This is a genomic window from Stutzerimonas stutzeri (genome assembly GCF_018138085.1).
Classification (GTDB): Bacteria; Pseudomonadota; Gammaproteobacteria; order Pseudomonadales; family Pseudomonadaceae; genus Stutzerimonas; species Stutzerimonas stutzeri_AI.
The window spans coordinates 2,006,191-2,022,810 of sequence record NZ_CP073105.1; the positions used below are offsets into that span (position 1 = coordinate 2,006,191).

General features: G+C 64.7%; 13 protein-coding genes. 1 reads left to right on the plus strand and 12 read right to left on the minus strand.

All coding sequences use genetic code 11. The annotated features are described in order from the left end of the window. Positions 1 to 9: 9 nt before the first annotated feature. Positions 10 to 2,460 (minus strand): nitrite reductase large subunit NirB, encoded by a 2,451-nt coding sequence (gene nirB / locus KCX70_RS09345; protein WP_212620001.1) that lies wholly within the window; start codon positions 2,458 to 2,460, stop codon positions 10 to 12. Between the two features lie 485 nt (positions 2,461 to 2,945). Here nirB and KCX70_RS09350 point away from each other — a divergent pair, with 485 nt between their 5' ends. Beyond that, on the plus strand, positions 2,946 to 3,257 hold the full coding sequence (locus KCX70_RS09350; protein ID WP_212620002.1) for a class I SAM-dependent methyltransferase: 312 nt from the start codon (positions 2,946 to 2,948) through the stop codon (positions 3,255 to 3,257). Positions 3,258 to 3,281: 24 nt separating this feature from the next. Here the strand turns inward: KCX70_RS09350 and KCX70_RS09355 are convergent, their stop codons facing one another. From KCX70_RS09355 to KCX70_RS09405, 11 genes are all read right to left on the minus strand, one after another. After that, the gene (locus tag KCX70_RS09355; protein WP_212620003.1) at positions 3,282 to 4,955 is read right to left on the minus strand and encodes a bifunctional protein-serine/threonine kinase/phosphatase; all 1,674 of its coding nucleotides are present in this window, start codon (positions 4,953 to 4,955) and stop codon (positions 3,282 to 3,284) included. A gap of 91 nt (positions 4,956 to 5,046) precedes the next feature. Continuing rightward, complete coding sequence (locus KCX70_RS09360) at positions 5,047 to 6,258, minus strand: MFS transporter (RefSeq protein ID WP_212620004.1); 1,212 nt, start codon at positions 6,256 to 6,258, stop codon at positions 5,047 to 5,049. 360 nt (positions 6,259 to 6,618) lie between these two features. Next, positions 6,619 to 7,062: a thioesterase family protein gene (locus KCX70_RS09365; protein ID WP_212620005.1), complete on the minus strand. Its 444-nt coding sequence runs from the start codon at positions 7,060 to 7,062 to the stop codon at positions 6,619 to 6,621. A 272-nt stretch (positions 7,063 to 7,334) separates the two neighbouring features. Next, a complete protein-coding gene (locus tag KCX70_RS09370) occupies positions 7,335 to 7,913 on the minus strand; it encodes an ANTAR domain-containing response regulator (RefSeq protein ID WP_021207457.1) in 579 nt (192 codons plus the stop codon). Between the two features lie 14 nt (positions 7,914 to 7,927). After that, complete coding sequence (locus KCX70_RS09375) at positions 7,928 to 9,154, minus strand: CmpA/NrtA family ABC transporter substrate-binding protein (RefSeq protein WP_212620006.1); 1,227 nt, start codon at positions 9,152 to 9,154, stop codon at positions 7,928 to 7,930. Positions 9,155 to 9,834: 680 nt separating this feature from the next. After that, on the minus strand, positions 9,835 to 11,460 hold the full coding sequence (locus KCX70_RS09380; protein WP_212620007.1) for a BatD family protein: 1,626 nt from the start codon (positions 11,458 to 11,460) through the stop codon (positions 9,835 to 9,837). Then, positions 11,457 to 13,184, minus strand: a complete 1,728-nt coding sequence (locus KCX70_RS09385; RefSeq protein ID WP_212620008.1) for a VWA domain-containing protein — start codon at positions 13,182 to 13,184, stop codon at positions 11,457 to 11,459. The genes KCX70_RS09380 and KCX70_RS09385 overlap by 4 nt, the downstream gene beginning before the upstream one ends. Continuing rightward, complete coding sequence (locus KCX70_RS09390) at positions 13,181 to 14,194, minus strand: vWA domain-containing protein (protein ID WP_212620009.1); 1,014 nt, start codon at positions 14,192 to 14,194, stop codon at positions 13,181 to 13,183. The genes KCX70_RS09385 and KCX70_RS09390 overlap by 4 nt, the downstream gene beginning before the upstream one ends. Next, entirely contained in the window at positions 14,187 to 14,681 is a 495-nt protein-coding gene (locus tag KCX70_RS09395; protein ID WP_212620010.1) for a DUF4381 domain-containing protein, read from the minus strand. Before KCX70_RS09395 ends, KCX70_RS09390 begins: the two co-directional genes overlap by 8 nt. Further along, complete coding sequence (locus KCX70_RS09400) at positions 14,678 to 15,646, minus strand: DUF58 domain-containing protein (RefSeq protein WP_212620011.1); 969 nt, start codon at positions 15,644 to 15,646, stop codon at positions 14,678 to 14,680. The genes KCX70_RS09395 and KCX70_RS09400 overlap by 4 nt, the downstream gene beginning before the upstream one ends. Next, positions 15,646 to 16,605, minus strand: a complete 960-nt coding sequence (locus KCX70_RS09405) for an AAA family ATPase (protein ID WP_021207450.1) — start codon at positions 16,603 to 16,605, stop codon at positions 15,646 to 15,648. Before KCX70_RS09405 ends, KCX70_RS09400 begins: the two co-directional genes overlap by 1 nt. Between the last annotated feature and the right edge of the window lie 15 nt (positions 16,606 to 16,620).

Here is a 16,620-nt window from a genome sequence, read left to right on the forward strand (position 1 = left end):
GCCTGGATTTCAGGCGGGCTCGATCGATTTGAGCTGGATCGTTTCGTATTCCTTTTTCAGCGACTGTTCCGCGATGGCCTTCTTCCAGCCGTCGCCCTCGAAGCTCAGCGAATACATCAGGCGCTGACTCAGGGCCTTGCGCCGGGCTTCATCTTCCAGAACGGACTTCTTGATGTAGTCCAGCCCCACGCGCTGCATGTAATGCACGGTGCGCTCCAGGTAGAAGGCCTCTTCGCGGTACAGCTGGAGGAAGGCGAAGCTGTACTCGGCGACTTCCCCGGCCGTCCTGACCTTGACGAAGAACTCGCCGGCCTCGGTCTTGATGCCGCCGTTGCCGCCGATGTACAGCTCCCAGCCGGAATCCACGCCGATGATGCCGACGTCCTTGATGCCGGATTCGGCGCAGTTGCGCGGGCAGGCGGAGACGGCGAGCTTGACCTTGTGCGGCGAGTACATGCCGAACAGGGCCTTTTCCAGCTCGATGCCCAGTTGCGTCGAATTCTGCGTGCCGAAGCGGCAGAACTCCTGCCCGACGCAGGTCTTCACGGTGCGGATGGATTTGCCATAGGCGTGGCCGTCGGGCATGTCCAGATCCTTCCAGACGTTCGGCAGATCGTCTTTCCTGATCCCCAGCAGGTCGATGCGCTGGCCGCCGGTGACCTTGACCATCGGCACCTGGTATTTGTCGGCGACATCGGCGATGCGGCGCAGCTCGGCGGCATTGGTCACGCCGCCGAACATGCGCGGCACCACCGAGTAGGTGCCGTCCTTCTGGATGTTGGCGTGGGCGCGCTCGTTGATGAAGCGCGACTGCGGGTCGTCCTTGGCTTCGCCGGGCCAGGTGGAAATCAGGTAATAGTTCAGCGCGGGCCGGCAGGTCGCGCAGCCGTTGGGCGTGTGCCAGTCCATGAAGGCCATGGCGTCCGGAACGGTCAGCAGGTGATGGTCACGAATGGCCTTGCGCACCTGGCCGTGGTTGAGTTCGCTGCAGCCGCAAATGGCCTTCTCGCTTTTCGGCTTGACGTCCGCCGCACCACCGACGGTGTTCATCAGGATCTGCTCGACCAAGCCTGCGCAGGACCCGCAGGAGCTGGCGGCCTTGGTGTGCTTCTTCACGTCGTCGACGGAAAACAGGCCGTGTTCCTGGATCGCCTTGACGATGGTGCCCTTGCATACGCCGTTGCAGCCGCAGACTTCCATGCTATCGGGCATGGCCATGGCCTTGTTCTGACCCTGGTGGCCGGTGTCGCCGATGGCGCCTTCGCCAAACATCAGGTGGTCGCGGATCTGCGCCACGTTGTGGTTTTCACGAACCTGACGGAAATACCAGCCGCCATCGGCCGTGTCGCCGTAGAGGCAGGCACCGACGAGGATGTCGTCCTTGATCACCAGCTTCTTGTAGACGCCGCCGATGGGGTCGGAAAGGGTGATCGTTTCCGTGCCTTCGCCGCCAATGAAGTCTCCGGCGGAAAACAGGTCGATGCCGGTGACCTTGAGCTTGGTCGAGGTGACCGAGCCGAGATAGCGAGAAAAGCCGAGCATCGCCAAGTGGTTGGCGCAAACTTTCGCCTGTTCGAACAGCGGGGCGACCAAGCCGTAGGCGGTGCCACGATGGTTGGCGCACTCGCCAACGGCATACACGCGCGGATCGTAGGTTTGCAGGGTGTCGTTGACCAGGATTCCGCGGTTGCAGGGAATGCCGGCTTTCTCGGCCAGCGCGCTGTTCGGGCGGATGCCGGCGGCCATTACCACCAGATCGGCATCGATCACCTCGCCATCGGCGAAGCGCACGGCGCGGATACGGCCCTGCGCGTTGCCGATCAGCTCGGCGGTCTGCTTTTGCATCTTGAAGCACAGGCCACGGCTTTCGAGCGCCTGCTGCAGCAAGGTTCCTGCGGTCTTGTCGAGCTGGCGCTCCATCGGCCATTCGCCGATGTGCACCACGGTGACCTCCATGCCGCGTAGCTTCAAGCCGTTGGCCGCTTCCAGACCCAGCAACCCGCCGCCGATGACCACGGCGTGCTTGTGGGTCTTGGCTGCGTCCATCATCGCCTGGGTATCGGCGATATCGCGGTAGCCGATTACTCCGTCGAGCTGGTTGCCGGGAATCGGCAGGATGAAGGGGTTGGAGCCGGTCGCGATGAGCAGGCGGTCGTATTCGGCTTCGCTGCCGTCCTCGGCGATGACGCGGCGCTTGGCGCGATCGATCTCTACCACCTTGCGGTTGAGCATCAGCCGGATGTTGTGCTCGGCGTACCAGTCGAGGTCGTTGAGTACGATCTCCTCGAAGGTCTGCTCACCCGCGAGGACCGGCGAAAGCAGGATGCGGTTGTAGTTGGGATGGGGCTCGGCACCGAACACGGTGATGTCGTAGAGGTCGGGGGCGAGCTTGAGCAGTTCTTCCAGGGTGCGAACCCCGGCCATGCCGTTGCCGATCATCACCAGTTTGAGTTTTTTCATGCCGTTCTCCGCGCCGGGCCGACGGCTGATTGCTGCCTGGCCATGCCGTTGAAAATCCAACAACGAAAAAAGGCGTCCCACTGGTTACCCAGTGAGGACGCCTTTGTCCTTGTCTTCCGTATTCGGAGCCCGGCCCTCTACGTTGAAGGCCCGGCTTGATGTTGAACCTGGCAATGCAGAGGCTGTGCCAATTCTGCATACCCTTGGTTTTCAGGTAGTTAGGCGGGGGTGCCAGCGACCGATCTGGCCGGTTCCTGCACCCATATGATGCGCACCGCGCAGCGCTGGTGCAGTCGTGCGCCGCCGGCAGCGGTAATTGGCCGTTGACAGCGGCCGTGTCGCTTTTTATTGTTTCGCCCATGCGCCGATTTAGTCAGCTACTTGCGGGGCGCCTGGAGCCGAAGGCTTCGAAATACCGCTAAAGCGCTGGTTCGGTGTCGCCTCCCACCGCTGCCCAGCGGAATCCTCGAGGCGGGAAATCCCCGATGAATGCACTGCAACGCGCTCCTCTACGTCTGGCCCCGATCACCAGTGGGCTGGTCCGCAGCAATCCGAAAATCCTCCTTGGCGGCAGCCACCAACCCTCGCTGCTGCGTTATCTCGACGGCTGGCCCAAGCGCTGGGGCAAGCCTCGTGCGTTTCTCGTGCAGTTCACCGGTGCCGATGAGTCGCTGGCGCATTTCGCCGCGGACAGTTTCGATCTGGCGGTGATCCAGGCACCCAGCCGTGAGCGCCTCGATGAATGCGTGCGCGAGCTGACGCGGGTTGCGCGCCAAGGCTTGATCGTTCGACGCTGATCGGCCAGCCAAACGGCCTGCCTGCTAACTGCCTTTGCCCAGCCAGACCAGCAAAATCACGTTGAGCAGCAGCGAGAGCAGGGCGAGGCCGCGCCAGACCTTCAAGGGCTCTCGTTCGAGCAACGGCAGCGCAGGCGCGTTGCCGGTCAGGCGCTCGCCCTGTTCCAGGGTCAGCAGCCATTCTTCCGCCGTTTCGAAGCGCTGCGCGGGCTCCACTGCAACGGCGCGCTTGAGCATGTCATCCAGCCACGGGGACAGGTCGGGGCGGTAGCGGCTGGCCGGCACCGGAGTGCCGAAGCGGGGGCGCTGGAAGGCTTCGATTTCGCCGTACGGGTAATGGCCGGTCAGTAGGTAGGAGAGCGTGACGCCAGCCGCGTAGAGGTCCTGTTCCCGGCTCGGAGACGCTCCGGCGAAAGCCTCCGGAGCGATATAGCTCGGCGTACCGGGCAGGTTGTGCGGCAGGTCCTGGGACAGGCCTGGGCAATAGGCCAGGCCGAAGTCCAGCAGGCGCAGCTCGCCATCGTCGTCCAGATGAAGGTTTTCCGGCTTGATGTCGCGATGCAGGATGTTGCGCCTGTGCAGCATGCCCAGCGCGTGGATTAGGCGCGACGCCAGCTGCAACCAGTCGGCCAGCGCCATCGGGCCCTGTTGGCCGAACTGCTGGGCGAGGGTCTGGCCGCTGTATTCGCGCTGCACGTAATACAGATGCTGACGCTGGGGCAGGCCGTGGGTTTCTGGAAAGTGTCGACCGGCAACGCGGCGCAGAAACCATTCTTCCTGCAGCAGCGCAGGGCCGGCGTCCGGTTCGTCATCGCGGCTGGGCGGCAGCGTCTTCAATATCCAGGGTTGACCGTGCTGATCGCTGACCCGGTAAACGAGCGATTGCCGCGACTCGACCAGCAACGTCTCGACCGTCCAGCCTTCGAATACCTGAGCCGGCCGCAGCCTGGGCGGCAACGGCCAGTCCGCCAGTTGCGCGAGCGAGTCGGCCAGCGCTGCTTCTGGCAGCTCATCGACCCGTAGCAGCAATGCGCTGGCATTGTCCTGGCTGCCGCTCTGATGAGCGAGGTTGACCAGTGCTTTGGCTGCGTTGGACAGGTCGGGCTCGGCACCAAGGATGTTCTGTATATCGCCCTCGGTAATGCTGGCCCAGATGCCGTCGGTGAGCAGCATGAAGGTTTCGCCGAGACGCAGTTCGCCGTCGAGGTAATCCACTACCAGGTGCTGGTCCAGACCCATGGCACGCTTGAGCACGTGCTGCATGTTCGGATGTTCCCAGACGTGGTCTTCGCTTAGCCGTTGCAGCTCACCGTCGAGCCAGCGGTAGGCGCGGCAATCGCCGACATGGGCGAGGGTGAAGCGCCGACCGCGCAGCACCAGCGCCGTCAATGTGGTCAGCAGCGGCTGCCCTCCACCGTTGGCTTGCAGCCAACGATTGTGCGCCACCAGCAGCCGATCCAGTGATTGCGCGACGGTCCAGGTTTCCGGCGTGGCGTAGTAATCGGTCGCCAGCGCCTGCAAGGTGGCCCGTGCCGCCAGGCCGCCATCGGCACATTGACTGACACCATCGGCGATGGCGAACAGCGCCCCCTTACTCGCGGCGAGACCCGGTGTCGGCGTGACGATGCGCAGCGCGTCCTGGTTCTCTTCGCGAGGGCCGGTGGCAGTGGCTTCGCCGAACGAAAACTGCAAGGGCATGAAGGCATCACTCCGGAGGACGCGCGAGAGGGTTGAACGAAGGATAAAGGCAGGCTCCGTCGCCTGCCTTCTGGTGGTTGCGACGTTGTAATCAAACGCGCGCGGCAGTCATCGCCGCGGAACCCCAGGTGGTCCTCCAACGGCGCTTGACCCCATAGAGGCCAAACCAGGCCAGCGCACCCAGACTGGCGAACAGCCAGAGGCCCATCTGATAGTCGCCGGTGGCCTGCTTGACGGCGCCAAGCCCCGCGGTGAGCAGGAAGCCGCCGATACCGCCCGCCATGCCGACCAGCCCGGTCATCACGCCGATTTCCTTGTTGAAGCGCTGCGGCACCAGCTGAAACACCGCACCGTTACCGGCGCCGAGGCTGAGCATCGCGACCACGAACAGGGCCAGCGCAGCCGTCGAGCTGGGCAAGTTGAAGCCCACCACGAACAGACAGGCAGCCGCAACCGTATACATCACCAGCAGCGAGCGGATGCCGCCGATGCGGTCGGCCAGTGCACCGCCCAGCGGACGCAGCATGCTGCCGGCGAACACGCAGGCGGCGGTGTAATAGCCGGCCTTGACCGGATCGAAAGCGTACTGGTCGTGGAAATAGCCGGGCAGGGTGCTGGCCAGGCCAAGGAAGCCGCCGAAGGTCACGCTGTAGAAGAACATGAACCACCAGCTGTCTCGGTCCCCGAGGGCTTTCATATAGTCGGCGAAGGATTTCGGTGCCGGACGGTTCGGTGCGTTCTTGGCCTGAGTGGCGAAGATGATCAGCACCAGCACCAGCGGAATCAGCGCCAGACCGAACACGTTGCTCCAGCCAAACATGGTCGCCAGCATCGGAGCGAACAGTGCCGCGAACACGGTACCGGAGTTGCCTGCACCGGCGATACCCATGGCCTTGCCCTGATGCTGCGGCGGATACCACTGCGAGGCCAGCGGCAACGCGACGGCAAAGGAGGCGCCTGCCATGCCCAGGAACAGCCCCAGCAGCAACGCCTGCTCATAGCTGTGCACGCCGTACAGCCAGGCGATGAACAACGCGACGATCACCACCACTTGCCCGAACAGTCCGGCCGTCTTCGGCGAGGTGCGGTCGGCCAGCATGCCCAGCACGAGGCGCAAAACGGCGCCTGAGAGGATTGGCGTGGCGACCATGAAGGCACGTTGTTGGGTGGTCAGACCGAGATCGGCAGCGATCTGCACGCCCAGCGGACCGAGCACATACCAGACCATGAAACTCAGATCGAAGTAGAGAAAGGCGGAGAACAATGTCGGTGTATGGCCGGATTTCCAGAAACTCGTATTCATCGAACACCTCACTAGACAAGGGCAACCGACGCGCCGGAGCGGGCGACGGAGAATGCGATGGCCGCCACCCGATTCGCTGTGGCGCCGCGTGAAGCTGTTGTGAGCGGCTGATCGTTGCCGCTCGCGCCCCGGTCCTTAGGGCAAAAAAAAGCGCCGCGAAACCGCCGTCAGTCTCAACGGGGCAACGCGACGCCTTTGTCATGTCTGTGAGTAACCGCCTTTGGCTACCTGTCTCGGGATAAGCAGGAGCTGTGCCAAGAGACGAAGCTGCCGGTTTCAGCCGTATGCAGAGCCGTCAGTGGGCTTTGGATCGGAGAGAAGCGCGCGCCCATGGTGCGTCGTGCTTCGAAGTGGGGCGCATCAGGCGATGCGATTGACCTTTGGAAATTTCGCCTCGAACTCGGCTGGCATGGGCACCACCTGCGTGTCCAGATAGTTGTAAAAAACGAAGCCCGACTTGGCCATGGCGATCAGCGTGTCGTCGGCGGGGCGGGTAATGCGGAAGGTGATGTCGCCGCCGTACGGGTTGAAATCCATCACGCCGACTTCGAACAACAAGGCGTCCCGTGCATGGGCCTCGGCTTTGTAGGTGGTGGCCAGGTCGGTGACGATGATGCCGCTGCCGTCCTTGCTGGTCTCGGCGATGCCGTAGGCGAACAGGAAGCGAGCGCGGGCTTCGGAAATCATCGAGATCATCGAGTCGTTGGCCAGGTGGTTGCCGGCGTTGATGTCGGTGATGCGGACGGTCAATTGGGTGGAAAAGCAGAACTGGTCTTCGGGGAACTGCAGGGTCAGGCGGGCCATGGTGCTCTCGTAGTGCTGAAGGCGTGGTGCGAGGCGTTGACCATGGGCCGGCGCGACGCGGGCGCCGATTCTACGCGTCCGCCCAGCTGGCCCAAGCATGATTCAACGGATTGATGTCCCTGGCCGCACCCTCGGCGTTCACGTGAAGCTGTGGCAGGACGAGCGACGGGATCAACGCGCGTGGCCTTCGGCACGCTGCGACCAGCGACTGGCGCGAAACGCAGAGTCATGACGCCGATCGCCGTCGGGGATGGCGCTGGCTGGACGCGATGTCATTGCCCCAGCAGATCGTTCATCGCGATGATCTGCTCGGCGACCTGGATCAGCTTCTGCTGGCGGCTCATGGCCTGGCGGCGCATCAGCGTGTAGGCCTCTTCTTCGTTGCAGCTGCGCATCTTCATCAGCATGCCCTTGGCCAGTTCTATGCGCTTGCGTTCGACTAGTTGCTGGTCGCGCGCATGCAGTTGCGCACGGATCGCCTGGTCGCTTTCGAAGCGGGCCATGGCGACGTCGAGGATGGGTTTCAGGCGCTGGGCCTGAATGCCCTCGACGATATAGGCGCTGACACCGGCGCGGATCGCCTGGCGCATGGCGTCGGGATTGCTGTCATCGGTGAACATGACGATGGGCCGCGGCTGGTCGCGGGTGACCATCACCACCTGTTCCATCACATCTCGGCCGGGGGAGTCGGTGTCGATCAGCACCACGTCGGGGCGTATGGCCTCGACCCGCTCGGGCAGATCGATGGTCAGGCCGGATTCCTCGATCACCTCGAAGCCGGCTTCTATCAGGGCGGTGCGCAGGCGGCCGACCTTGCGTGGAGTGTCGTCGATCAGGAGGACGCGAAGCATGGCTGTCTCCCTCTTCAAGGCTTGCTGATGAGCGGCGGCGCCGTGTCCGCTATCGCATGCAGGGCGAAGCTGCGTGCATAGCCGGCGGGGTCGCTGCCATTCCAGTGGCTGCCGTCCATCAGCGTGGCGCTGCGCATCGGCGAGTCGGGTACCGCAATCTGCAGCGCTGTCGCCGCATCGCGGTAGAGGCCGGTCTGCTGGATACGCTGCGCCACGGCCAGGTAGTCAGGGTCTTCACGCAAAAGGCCCCAGCGCCGCAGTTGGGTCATGAACCAGAGACCGTCGGAATGGTAGGGCATGCTCACGTCGCCGTTGCCGAAGAAACGCAGCGGGTGCTCGTCCATCCAGGCGTGCCCGAGCCCGTCTTGATACTGGCCAAGAAAGCGCGGCTCGATGGCGGCCACGGGCGCATCGAGATAGTCGCTGCCGGCGATCAGTCGTGCCGTGCTGCGCCGGTTTTCCGGACTCGCGTCGATGAAGCGACTGGCTTCCAGAACGGCCATGACCAACGCGCGAGCCGTGTTGGGGTACTGGTCGACGAACTCGCGGGTACAGGCAAGGACCTTCTCCGGATGGTCGGCCCAGATCGATTGGCTGGTCGCGACGGTGTAGCCCAGGTTTTCGTCGACGGCCAATGCGCCCCAGGGCTCGCCGGCACAGAACCCGTCGATGCGGCGCGCGCGCAGATGGGCGACCATCCGCGACGGCGGCACCACCAGGGTGCGCACGTCATCGAGTGGATGAATGCCGTGAGCGGCGAGCCAGTAGTAGAGCCAGAGGGCATGAGTTCCGGTCGGGAAGGTCTGTGCCAGGGTGAGCTTCGCACCACTGTGGCGCACGCTGCGGCGCAGGGCGTCAGGGTCGATCACGCCAGCGGCTTTCAGCTCGCTGGACAGGCTGATGCTTTGGCCGTTCTGCGCCAGCCCCATGAGCACGGCCATGTCCCTGCGCGGGCCGCCACTGATACCCAGGTGTACGGCATAGATCAGACCGTAAAGGCCGTGGGCGGCATCCAGCTCGCCACCCACCAATTTGTCGCGCACGCTGGACCACGAACACTGCCGCCGGAGGTTGAGCGTAAGCCCATACGGCTGGGCGAAGCCCTGGGTGGCCGCGACGATCAGCGAGGCCGCATCGGTCAGCGCCATGAAGCCAAGCTCGACGACGCGCTTTTCCGGCGCGTCGCTGCCGGCAACCCAGGCCAGCGGATCAGGCATTACGGGTGTGTTGGAAAGAGGCATACGGGCAGGACCTTCGACAGGCACACATCGCGGGGAAGCGACTCGGTGCGAATAAATCATGAGTCTTGCGAAGCAAGCGACATGCCAATGCCCTGGCTCCCAATGTGGGGCGGCGTGCACTGCTTTTTGTGGGAGGCCCGACCTCGGGCCGAAGCTCTTCCCGCACCGAGCTGGCGCCATTCGCCGCGGGTCGCGCCTCCCACAATTGGGGAGGCGTGCACCGCTGTTTTTTTTTGTGGGAGGTCCGACCTCGGGCCGAAGCTTTTTCAGGCACCGAGCTGGCGCCGTTCGCCGCGGGTCGCGGCTCCCACAATGGGAGCGGCGTGCACTGCTTTTTTGTGGGAGGCCCGACCTCGGGCCGAAGCTTTTTCGGGCACCCGAGCTGGCGCCATTCGCCGCGGGTCGCGGCTCCCACAAATGAGGGTGGCATGCACTGCTTTTTGTGGGAGGCCCGACCTCGGGGCGAAGCTTTTTCGGGCACCGAGCTGGCGTCGTTCGCCGCGGGTCGCGGCTCCTACAAATGAGGGCGGCGTGCACTGCTTTTTTGTGGGACGCCCGACCCGGGGCGAAGCTTTTCGGGCACAGAGCTGGCGCCATTCGTCGCGAGGGCGCGCCTCGCACAACACACAATAGGGCGAGGCGTCCATCGATCGGTCCAGCTTCGCGCGGTGCGCTGTTCCTCAGCGCGGATACAGGGGCGGCAATGCCCCGTTTTCCGGCTCGTTGGCCGTCGGCCGTACGGTCGGCAGGTTCTGAATCGCCTGCCATAACGCCTCACCTTGCCAACGTTGGCCGGTCTCGCTGTAGAGCGCGCCGTTCAGGCCATCCAGGGCGTCGGATAGCGGAACGAAGCGTGCAGCCATTTCCGCCAAGGTTTCGGGTTGCTGGCGTGCCCAGGCGTCCAGCGCGTGACGAGTCGCCTGGGTGTCATTGGCCAGACAGGCGCGTTTGAGGTCATCGAGCAGGCTGCGTGGCGTCGGGCCGCTCTGCACCGTGCGGATCACCGCCGGTTGACTGCGCGCACGCAGCCACAGGCCGAAGCCGAGCAAGGTGGTCAGTCCCAATACCGCGCTGCTCAACTGCCACGGCCACAACCGCTGCGGCTGTGACATAGGGTGAGCGGCAGCAGCCGCGTCCTCGAGGGCGGGTTGCTGGAGTTCGGGGTTCTCGGCGACCTGCAGGGTGCGCTCGGGCAGCGTGCTGCGCTCGAGCCGATCTTCGACGGTATTCCACCAGACCACCTCGGTGGCCGGCAGCCGATAGTCGCCGGCCTCGCTCGCGACCAATGCCTCGCGCTGCTCACGGCTACCGGTGAGGCCGTTCTCGGTCACCGTATCGTTCAGGGTTGGCTGGTCGGGGTAGCGCCGCAGGCCTGCGACGGGTGGTGATTCGATCGGCGGCAACTGGGCACTGGACAGGCCCTCTGCCTTGATCAGCAAACTGCGGGTCAAGGCTTCGCCCAGCTGCGCCTCCTGCGGTTGCGGGCTCCAGGCTTCGACCAGGGTCAGGTTGGCGGCGGGCAGCCAGGGTGCATCCTTGGGGTATTCGGCGGGCTTGGGCTTGACCAGCAGGGGTATTTCCGGCGATTTGACCTGGGTGGTCTTGCCGAAGCGGGACCCGTAGTAGTCGCCACTGGGCGCGACCGTGGTGGCGCTGAACAACTGCGCGGGAATGGTCAGCGTGCCGCTCTTTTGCGGATACAGCGCGTAGCGGATCTCGATCACACCGTGGCGAACGCCGTTGATGTCTTTCTCGTAAGTACGCGGCTCGCCGAGCCGCTCGACCAGCGCATCGCCGAACTGCAGGGGCGACAGCGTGCTGTCATCGTAGAGTGAGACGGAATGGTAGATGCGCAGGGTGAGCACCACTTGCGCCTGCACGTAGACGCTGTCCTGGTCGAGGCTGGAGTCGATGAAGATCGGTGCGAGCCTGCCGCCGCCCTCGGTGCTGGATTCGCTGACGTTGAGCATGATCGGCTCGCTGTGCCATTCGCCCAGCTGCAAAGGCGGAATGACGACGTACCCGGTCCGCTGGGGCTGTAACGTAATCAGCCACTGGGTAACGGCTTGTGCTTCACCGTAGGCGCTGGAGAGCTGGTTCGCCTGACGAGTTCCCAGCACGCGGAAGAGCCCTTCGAGCGGTTGGAGGTCGGGTTTGCCAAATACCGTGGTGTCACTGGTTTCCAAGGTCAGTTCCACGGTTTCGTCCAGACTCAGCTGAGTGCGATCGACTCGTGCGACCAGCGTCGCCGCGCTCGCCTGGCATGCGAGCAGAAGCGTTAACAGCAATGTGGTCAGCCGCGTCATCGGTTCAGCTCCTGGCGCTTGCGTTGTTCGAGGAGAAATTTGCGACGTAGCAGTTCGCCTGGGTTGTCGGGAATCCTGCGCAGCCATTGAGCTGTCGCCTGGTCCTGCTCGGGATCGGCCATGCCTTCGCGCGGTTGCTCTGGCGCGTCCTGCGGTTCGCCCTGTTCGGGAGCCTCGGGCGGCTGGGCCGCTAGCGCCTCTGCCGCTTCGTTAGCATTACCCGGCTCTTGCTGATCGGATGCTTCGCTGGCGTCGCGCTGGCCTGCGGCTGGGCTGCTGGGCGCGGGCGGTGGTTCTGTCTGTTCTGGGGGCTTCTCCTGTGCTGGTTGGCCCTCGGAGGGCTGCCCCTGCTGCGCCTGCTCTTCGCGCTGGCGCAAGAGGGCCTCGACGATGGCCTTGTTGCGACGGGCCGACGCCAGGTCCGGGTCGAGTTCCAGCGCCTGATCATACGCCTCGATGGCCGCCTGCAACTCATCGTTGCGAGCCAGGGCGTTGCCGCGGTTGAAGTGGGCCGAAGGGGTATCGCTCATGGCGAATTGCTCGGCGGCGCCGGCGAAATCTCCGGCCAGGTAGCGGGCATAGCCTTGCCATTGCGGGTCGTCGAATCGCTGCGCGGCGTCGGCGGGACGCTGCGCTTGCAGCAGGCGCATGCCTTGCTGGTCCGGACGCAACCAAAGGTTCTGCAAGGTCAGGGCGCTGGCTGGTGGCGGCATGACCATCAACAACGGCAGGCAGAACAGCCAGCCGCGCCGTCCCGCGCACGCCGCGAGCAGCAGCAGGGGAAGCAGCAGCCAGTAGCCCTGATCCAGCCAGGTATCGAGCTGGGTGGTGTCGGCCTGGTTCAGCAGCTCGCCGTTGCGTTCCAGCAGGCCGAGGCTGCGCAGATCGGTGTCATCGATGCGGGCGCCCTGATAGCGCCCCCCGAGCTCGGCGGCGAAACGGCGCAGGGTGCGCTCGTTCAGCCTCGGGATCAGGATGGCGCCCTCGTCGTCCTTCAGGAAGCTGCCGTCTTCCTGGGCGATAGGCGCGCCTTGCTCGGTACCGATGCCCAGTATCAGCAGTCGCTGTCCGTTCTCACCGAGCGACATGCCGATGGCGTCGCGCTCCTGTTGGTTCAGGCTGCTGCCGATCAGCAACAGCCGTCCGCGCCCGTTCGCGCCCTGTTCGAGCAGCTCGAGGCCGCGCTGCACGGCCAGGTCCGCGCGATGGCCGGCCTCCGGCATGAGGGCGGGCTGCAGCGCATCCAGCAGGTTCTGCGTCGTGGCGATGTCGTTGGACAGCGGTACCAGGACATGCGCGCTACCGGCGAACGCGATGACCGCGGTCTGGGCATCCTGGCGAGCCTGCAACAGGTCGAGAATCTTGCGTTTGGCCTGTTCCAGCCGGTTGGGCTGGACATCCGCCGCGAGCATGGCCGGGGTTGTATCCAGCAGCACCACCAGCGGGTCGGCACGTGACAGTCGAGGCTGTTCGGCTTGCTGCCAGCTCGGACCGAGCAGCGCCAGGCAAGCGAGCAGCCAGGCTGCGCCGAGTACCAGCCAAGGGCGCCTGCTGTTGCGCAGCCTGCCACGCGTGAGCAATGCTGCGTGGAACGCCTCGGGCAACAGGCGCTGCCAGCGACCGATCTGCCGCTGGCGGTGCCAGAGCCGCCACAGCAACCATATCGGCAACGGCAGGATCAACAGCCAGAACGGCCGGAGCAGGTGTGGCACGAGTTCGGTCATGGCTGTTCTCTGCGCCAGAGAAGGTGCCGTAGTGATGGCCGCCAGAGACGATCGGCGACCAACAGCAGGCTGATCAACAGCGCAGCCGAGAGTGGCCAGACATAGAGTGCTTCGGCTATACGCGCTTGCGTCGGTTGCTGCGCGGTCGGCTCGAGTTCGTCGAGAGTCGCACCGATGGCTTGCAGCTCGTCGCTCGATCTGGCCCGGAAATATCGCCCGCCGGTTTGCTCGGCAATGGCCTTCAGGGTCGGTTCGTCGAGCTCGGCGCCGGCCAGGCCGAAATGCTGGAGCACCCGCCCAGCCTGCGTGTCAGCGCCAATGCCGATGGTATGCACCTTGATCCCGTCGACCGCCGCCAGCCGGGCGGCCTGCAAGGGATCGATCTCTCCGCCATTGTTGGCGCCATCGGTGATGAGCACCAGAACCCGGCTCTGTGCCGGGCGGTCGCGCAGGCGCTTGATCGCCAGCCCGATGGCATCACCGATGGCCGTATTGTTGCCAGCGATACCGACGAGCGCCTCGTCGAGCCAGGTCCGTACGGTCTGGCGATCGAACGTCAGTGGCGCTTGCAGATAGGCCTTGCTGCCGAAGAGGATCAAGCCGACACGGTCGCCGCGGCGCTCGGTGATGAAGTCGCCGAGCAGATGCTTGACCAGTTCCAGGCGACTGATTTCTTCGTCTTGCCAGTGCATGTCCGGGTAGTCCATCGACCCCGACACATCCACCGCCAACAATAGATCACGGCCGCTGGTGGGCAACGGCAGGGGTTCGCCGAGCCATTGCGGGCGGGCGGCTGCCAACAACAGCAGCAACCAGACCACCAGATAAGGAAACTGCTGACGCCAGGCGGGGAGGGTGACGGTTGCACGGCGACCGGCCAGCGACTCGAGTTCGCCGAGGAAGCTGACCTTCAAGGCGGCGTCACCGCTGTCGGCGGCTGGCAGCAACCAGCGCATCACCCAGGGCAAGGGCAGCAGCACGAATATCCACGGCCACGCCAGCTCAAACATGCTTGCGAATCCATATCTGCACGGATTGCTCGAGGCTCTGGATGGCTTTGTCATCCAGCCGGCAGTCAGCGCGGTAGACGCCCTCGACCAGCACCATCCAGCGCGTCAGACCAGCGGCTGGGCAACGGCTGTCGAGAAACGCCAACCAGGCACGTCCGCTGAGCGTGTGGGGATTATCGTTCGGGTAACGGGTGCGGCAGAGCCGTTTGAGCAGAGCGTTGAGCTGTTGCAGCCACTGGTTGGCCGGGGCGCCGCCGTAGGGTTTATTCAACTGCGCGAGTTCGTTCAGCGCGATCTGGCGCTGAGGATCGATGGTCGCTTCGGTATCGGCCGCCCGCTCGGGCCGCCGGCGTTGCCAGGGTCGCAAACGGAGCAACAGTATGACGCTGAGCAACAACGCCGCCAGGAACCACCAGCCGGGCGCCGGTGGCCAGGCGCTGACGGCCGGCGGCGCAATCAACGGCTCGAGCTGGTCGAGCGGACTCATCGCTGTGCTCCGGGGTGCTGCACGCTGAGGTGTTCGCGCAGTTGATCGATCAGATCATGCTGGGTGTCCAGCGCCATCAGCGGCAAACGCAGGCGATCGGCGAGGCGCCGCCACCGCGCGCTACGGGCTTCACCCTGGCTGCGGTAGGCCTGGCGTATGAGCGGATCGTGGCTGTCCAGGTCCAGACGCGCACCGAACTGGGCAAAGCGCAGCAGACCGGCAGCCGGCAAGGCACGGTCGAGCGGATCGAAAACCGGAACCAGCAGCAGGTCGACGTGGCGGGCGAGCAAGGTCAACTGCTGCTCGGCGGCGTCGCCGAGGGCGCGTTCGTCACAGATGATCACGGCCAGACTGCCGGGACGCAGGACTTCGCGAGCGCGTCTCAGGGCCAGCCCGAAAGCGTCCGGGTCGCTGCTCTGATCGGCGCTCAATGCGGTGTTGGCGCGGGCCAACCGGTCGAGCAACTGCAGCAGGCTTTGCTTGCTGCGCCGAGGTTTGATTTCGTGGTGTTCGGCCTGCCCGAATACCAGTCCGCCGACACGGTCGTTGTGGCTCAGCGCGGCCCATCCGACCAGGCTGGCCGCCTGCGCCGCCAGGACCGACTTGAACGCCAGCCCGCTACCGAAGAACAGTCGAGGACTCTGCTCCACCAGAATGTAGATCGGACGTTCGCGCTCTTCATGGAACAGCTTGGTGTGGGGCTCCTGAGTCCGCGCCGTTACCCGCCAGTCGATGGTGCGGACGTCGTCCCCCGCCTGGTAGATGCGCACCTGGTCGAAATCCACACCGCGCCCGCGAAGCTTCGAATGATGCAGACCGACCAGTGGGCTTCGGCGATGCGGGGTCGAGAACAGCGGGACTTCCCGGACCCGATGTCGCATGTCGATCAGCTCGGCGAGGCTTATGCGCACACCCGCCCCGGCAGATACGGCCTGCTGGCGGTCGACCGGAGGCGAGGGGGGCATCAGGCCACCGCCACCACGTCGAGGATGCGCTGCAGCACGCGGTCCTGATCGATACCGGCGGCCTCCGCTTCGAACGAGAGGATGAGCCGATGGCGCAGCACATCGAACAGCATGGCTTGAATGTCTTCGGGACTTACGAAATCGCGGCCCGCGAGCCAGGCGTGGGCACGGGCGCAGCGATCCAGCGAGATCGAACCGCGAGGACTGGCGCCGTAGGCAATCCAACCCGCGAGCTCGGCATCGAACTTGGCGGGTGTGCGGGTCGCCATGACCAGCTGGACCAGGTATTCCTCGACCGCATCGGCCATGTACAGGCCGAGGATTTCCTTGCGAGCGGCAAAGATGGCTTGCTGCGAGACCCGGTGCTCGGGCGGGGTTTCGCCGTTGATGGCTTCGCCACGCGCCTGTTGCAGGATGCGTCGCTCCACCGAGGCGTCCGGAAAGCCGAGCTTCACGTGCAGCAGGAAGCGGTCGAGCTGCGCCTCGGGGAGCGGATAGGTGCCCTCCTGCTCGATCGGGTTCTGCGTGGCCATCACCAGAAACAGCGGTGATAGGTCATAGGTGCTGCGGCCCACACTGACCTGACGCTCGGCCATCGCCTCGAGCAGTGCCGACTGGACCTTGGCCGGGGCGCGGTTGATTTCGTCCGCCAGTACCAGGTTGTGGAAGATCGGCCCCTGTTGGAAGACGAAGCTGCCGGTTTCGGGTCGATAGATCTCGGTGCCGGTGATGTCAGCAGGCAGCAGGTCGGGCGTGAATTGAATGCGATGGAATTCAGCTTCCAGGCCGCCGGCCAGCTCCTTGATCGCCCGTGTCTTCGCCAGCCCGGGGGCGCCTTCCACGAGCAGGTGGCCATCGGCTAGCAGCGCGACGAGCAGCCGCTCCACCAGCCGTTCCTGGCCAAGAATCTGGGTTGAAAGAAACTGTCGCAGCGCGACTATGGCTTCACGGTGATCCATCGTTGAACTCTTCTA

Bases quoted from the DNA above. Each gene is read 5' to 3' on its own strand.
- KCX70_RS09350 (WP_212620002.1), top strand. From the start codon at position 2,946: ATGAATGCACTGCAACGCGCTCCTCTACGTCTGGCCCCGATCACCAGT.
- KCX70_RS09390 (WP_212620009.1), bottom strand. From the start codon at position 14,194: ATGTTTGAGCTGGCGTGGCCGTGGATATTCGTGCTGCTGCCCTTGCCC.
- KCX70_RS09400 (WP_212620011.1), bottom strand. From the start codon at position 15,646: ATGCCCCCCTCGCCTCCGGTCGACCGCCAGCAGGCCGTATCTGCCGGG.
- nirB (WP_212620001.1), bottom strand. From the start codon at position 2,460: ATGAAAAAACTCAAACTGGTGATGATCGGCAACGGCATGGCCGGGGTT.
- KCX70_RS09365 (WP_212620005.1), bottom strand. From the start codon at position 7,062: ATGGCCCGCCTGACCCTGCAGTTCCCCGAAGACCAGTTCTGCTTTTCC.
- KCX70_RS09385 (WP_212620008.1), bottom strand. From the start codon at position 13,184: ATGACCGAACTCGTGCCACACCTGCTCCGGCCGTTCTGGCTGTTGATC.
- KCX70_RS09360 (WP_212620004.1), bottom strand. From the start codon at position 6,258: ATGAATACGAGTTTCTGGAAATCCGGCCATACACCGACATTGTTCTCC.
- KCX70_RS09370 (WP_021207457.1), bottom strand. From the start codon at position 7,913: ATGCTTCGCGTCCTCCTGATCGACGACACTCCACGCAAGGTCGGCCGC.
- KCX70_RS09405 (WP_021207450.1), bottom strand. From the start codon at position 16,605: ATGGATCACCGTGAAGCCATAGTCGCGCTGCGACAGTTTCTTTCAACC.
- KCX70_RS09380 (WP_212620007.1), bottom strand. From the start codon at position 11,460: ATGACGCGGCTGACCACATTGCTGTTAACGCTTCTGCTCGCATGCCAG.
- KCX70_RS09355 (WP_212620003.1), bottom strand. From the start codon at position 4,955: ATGCCCTTGCAGTTTTCGTTCGGCGAAGCCACTGCCACCGGCCCTCGC.
- KCX70_RS09395 (WP_212620010.1), bottom strand. From the start codon at position 14,681: ATGAGTCCGCTCGACCAGCTCGAGCCGTTGATTGCGCCGCCGGCCGTC.
- KCX70_RS09375 (WP_212620006.1), bottom strand. From the start codon at position 9,154: ATGCCTCTTTCCAACACACCCGTAATGCCTGATCCGCTGGCCTGGGTT.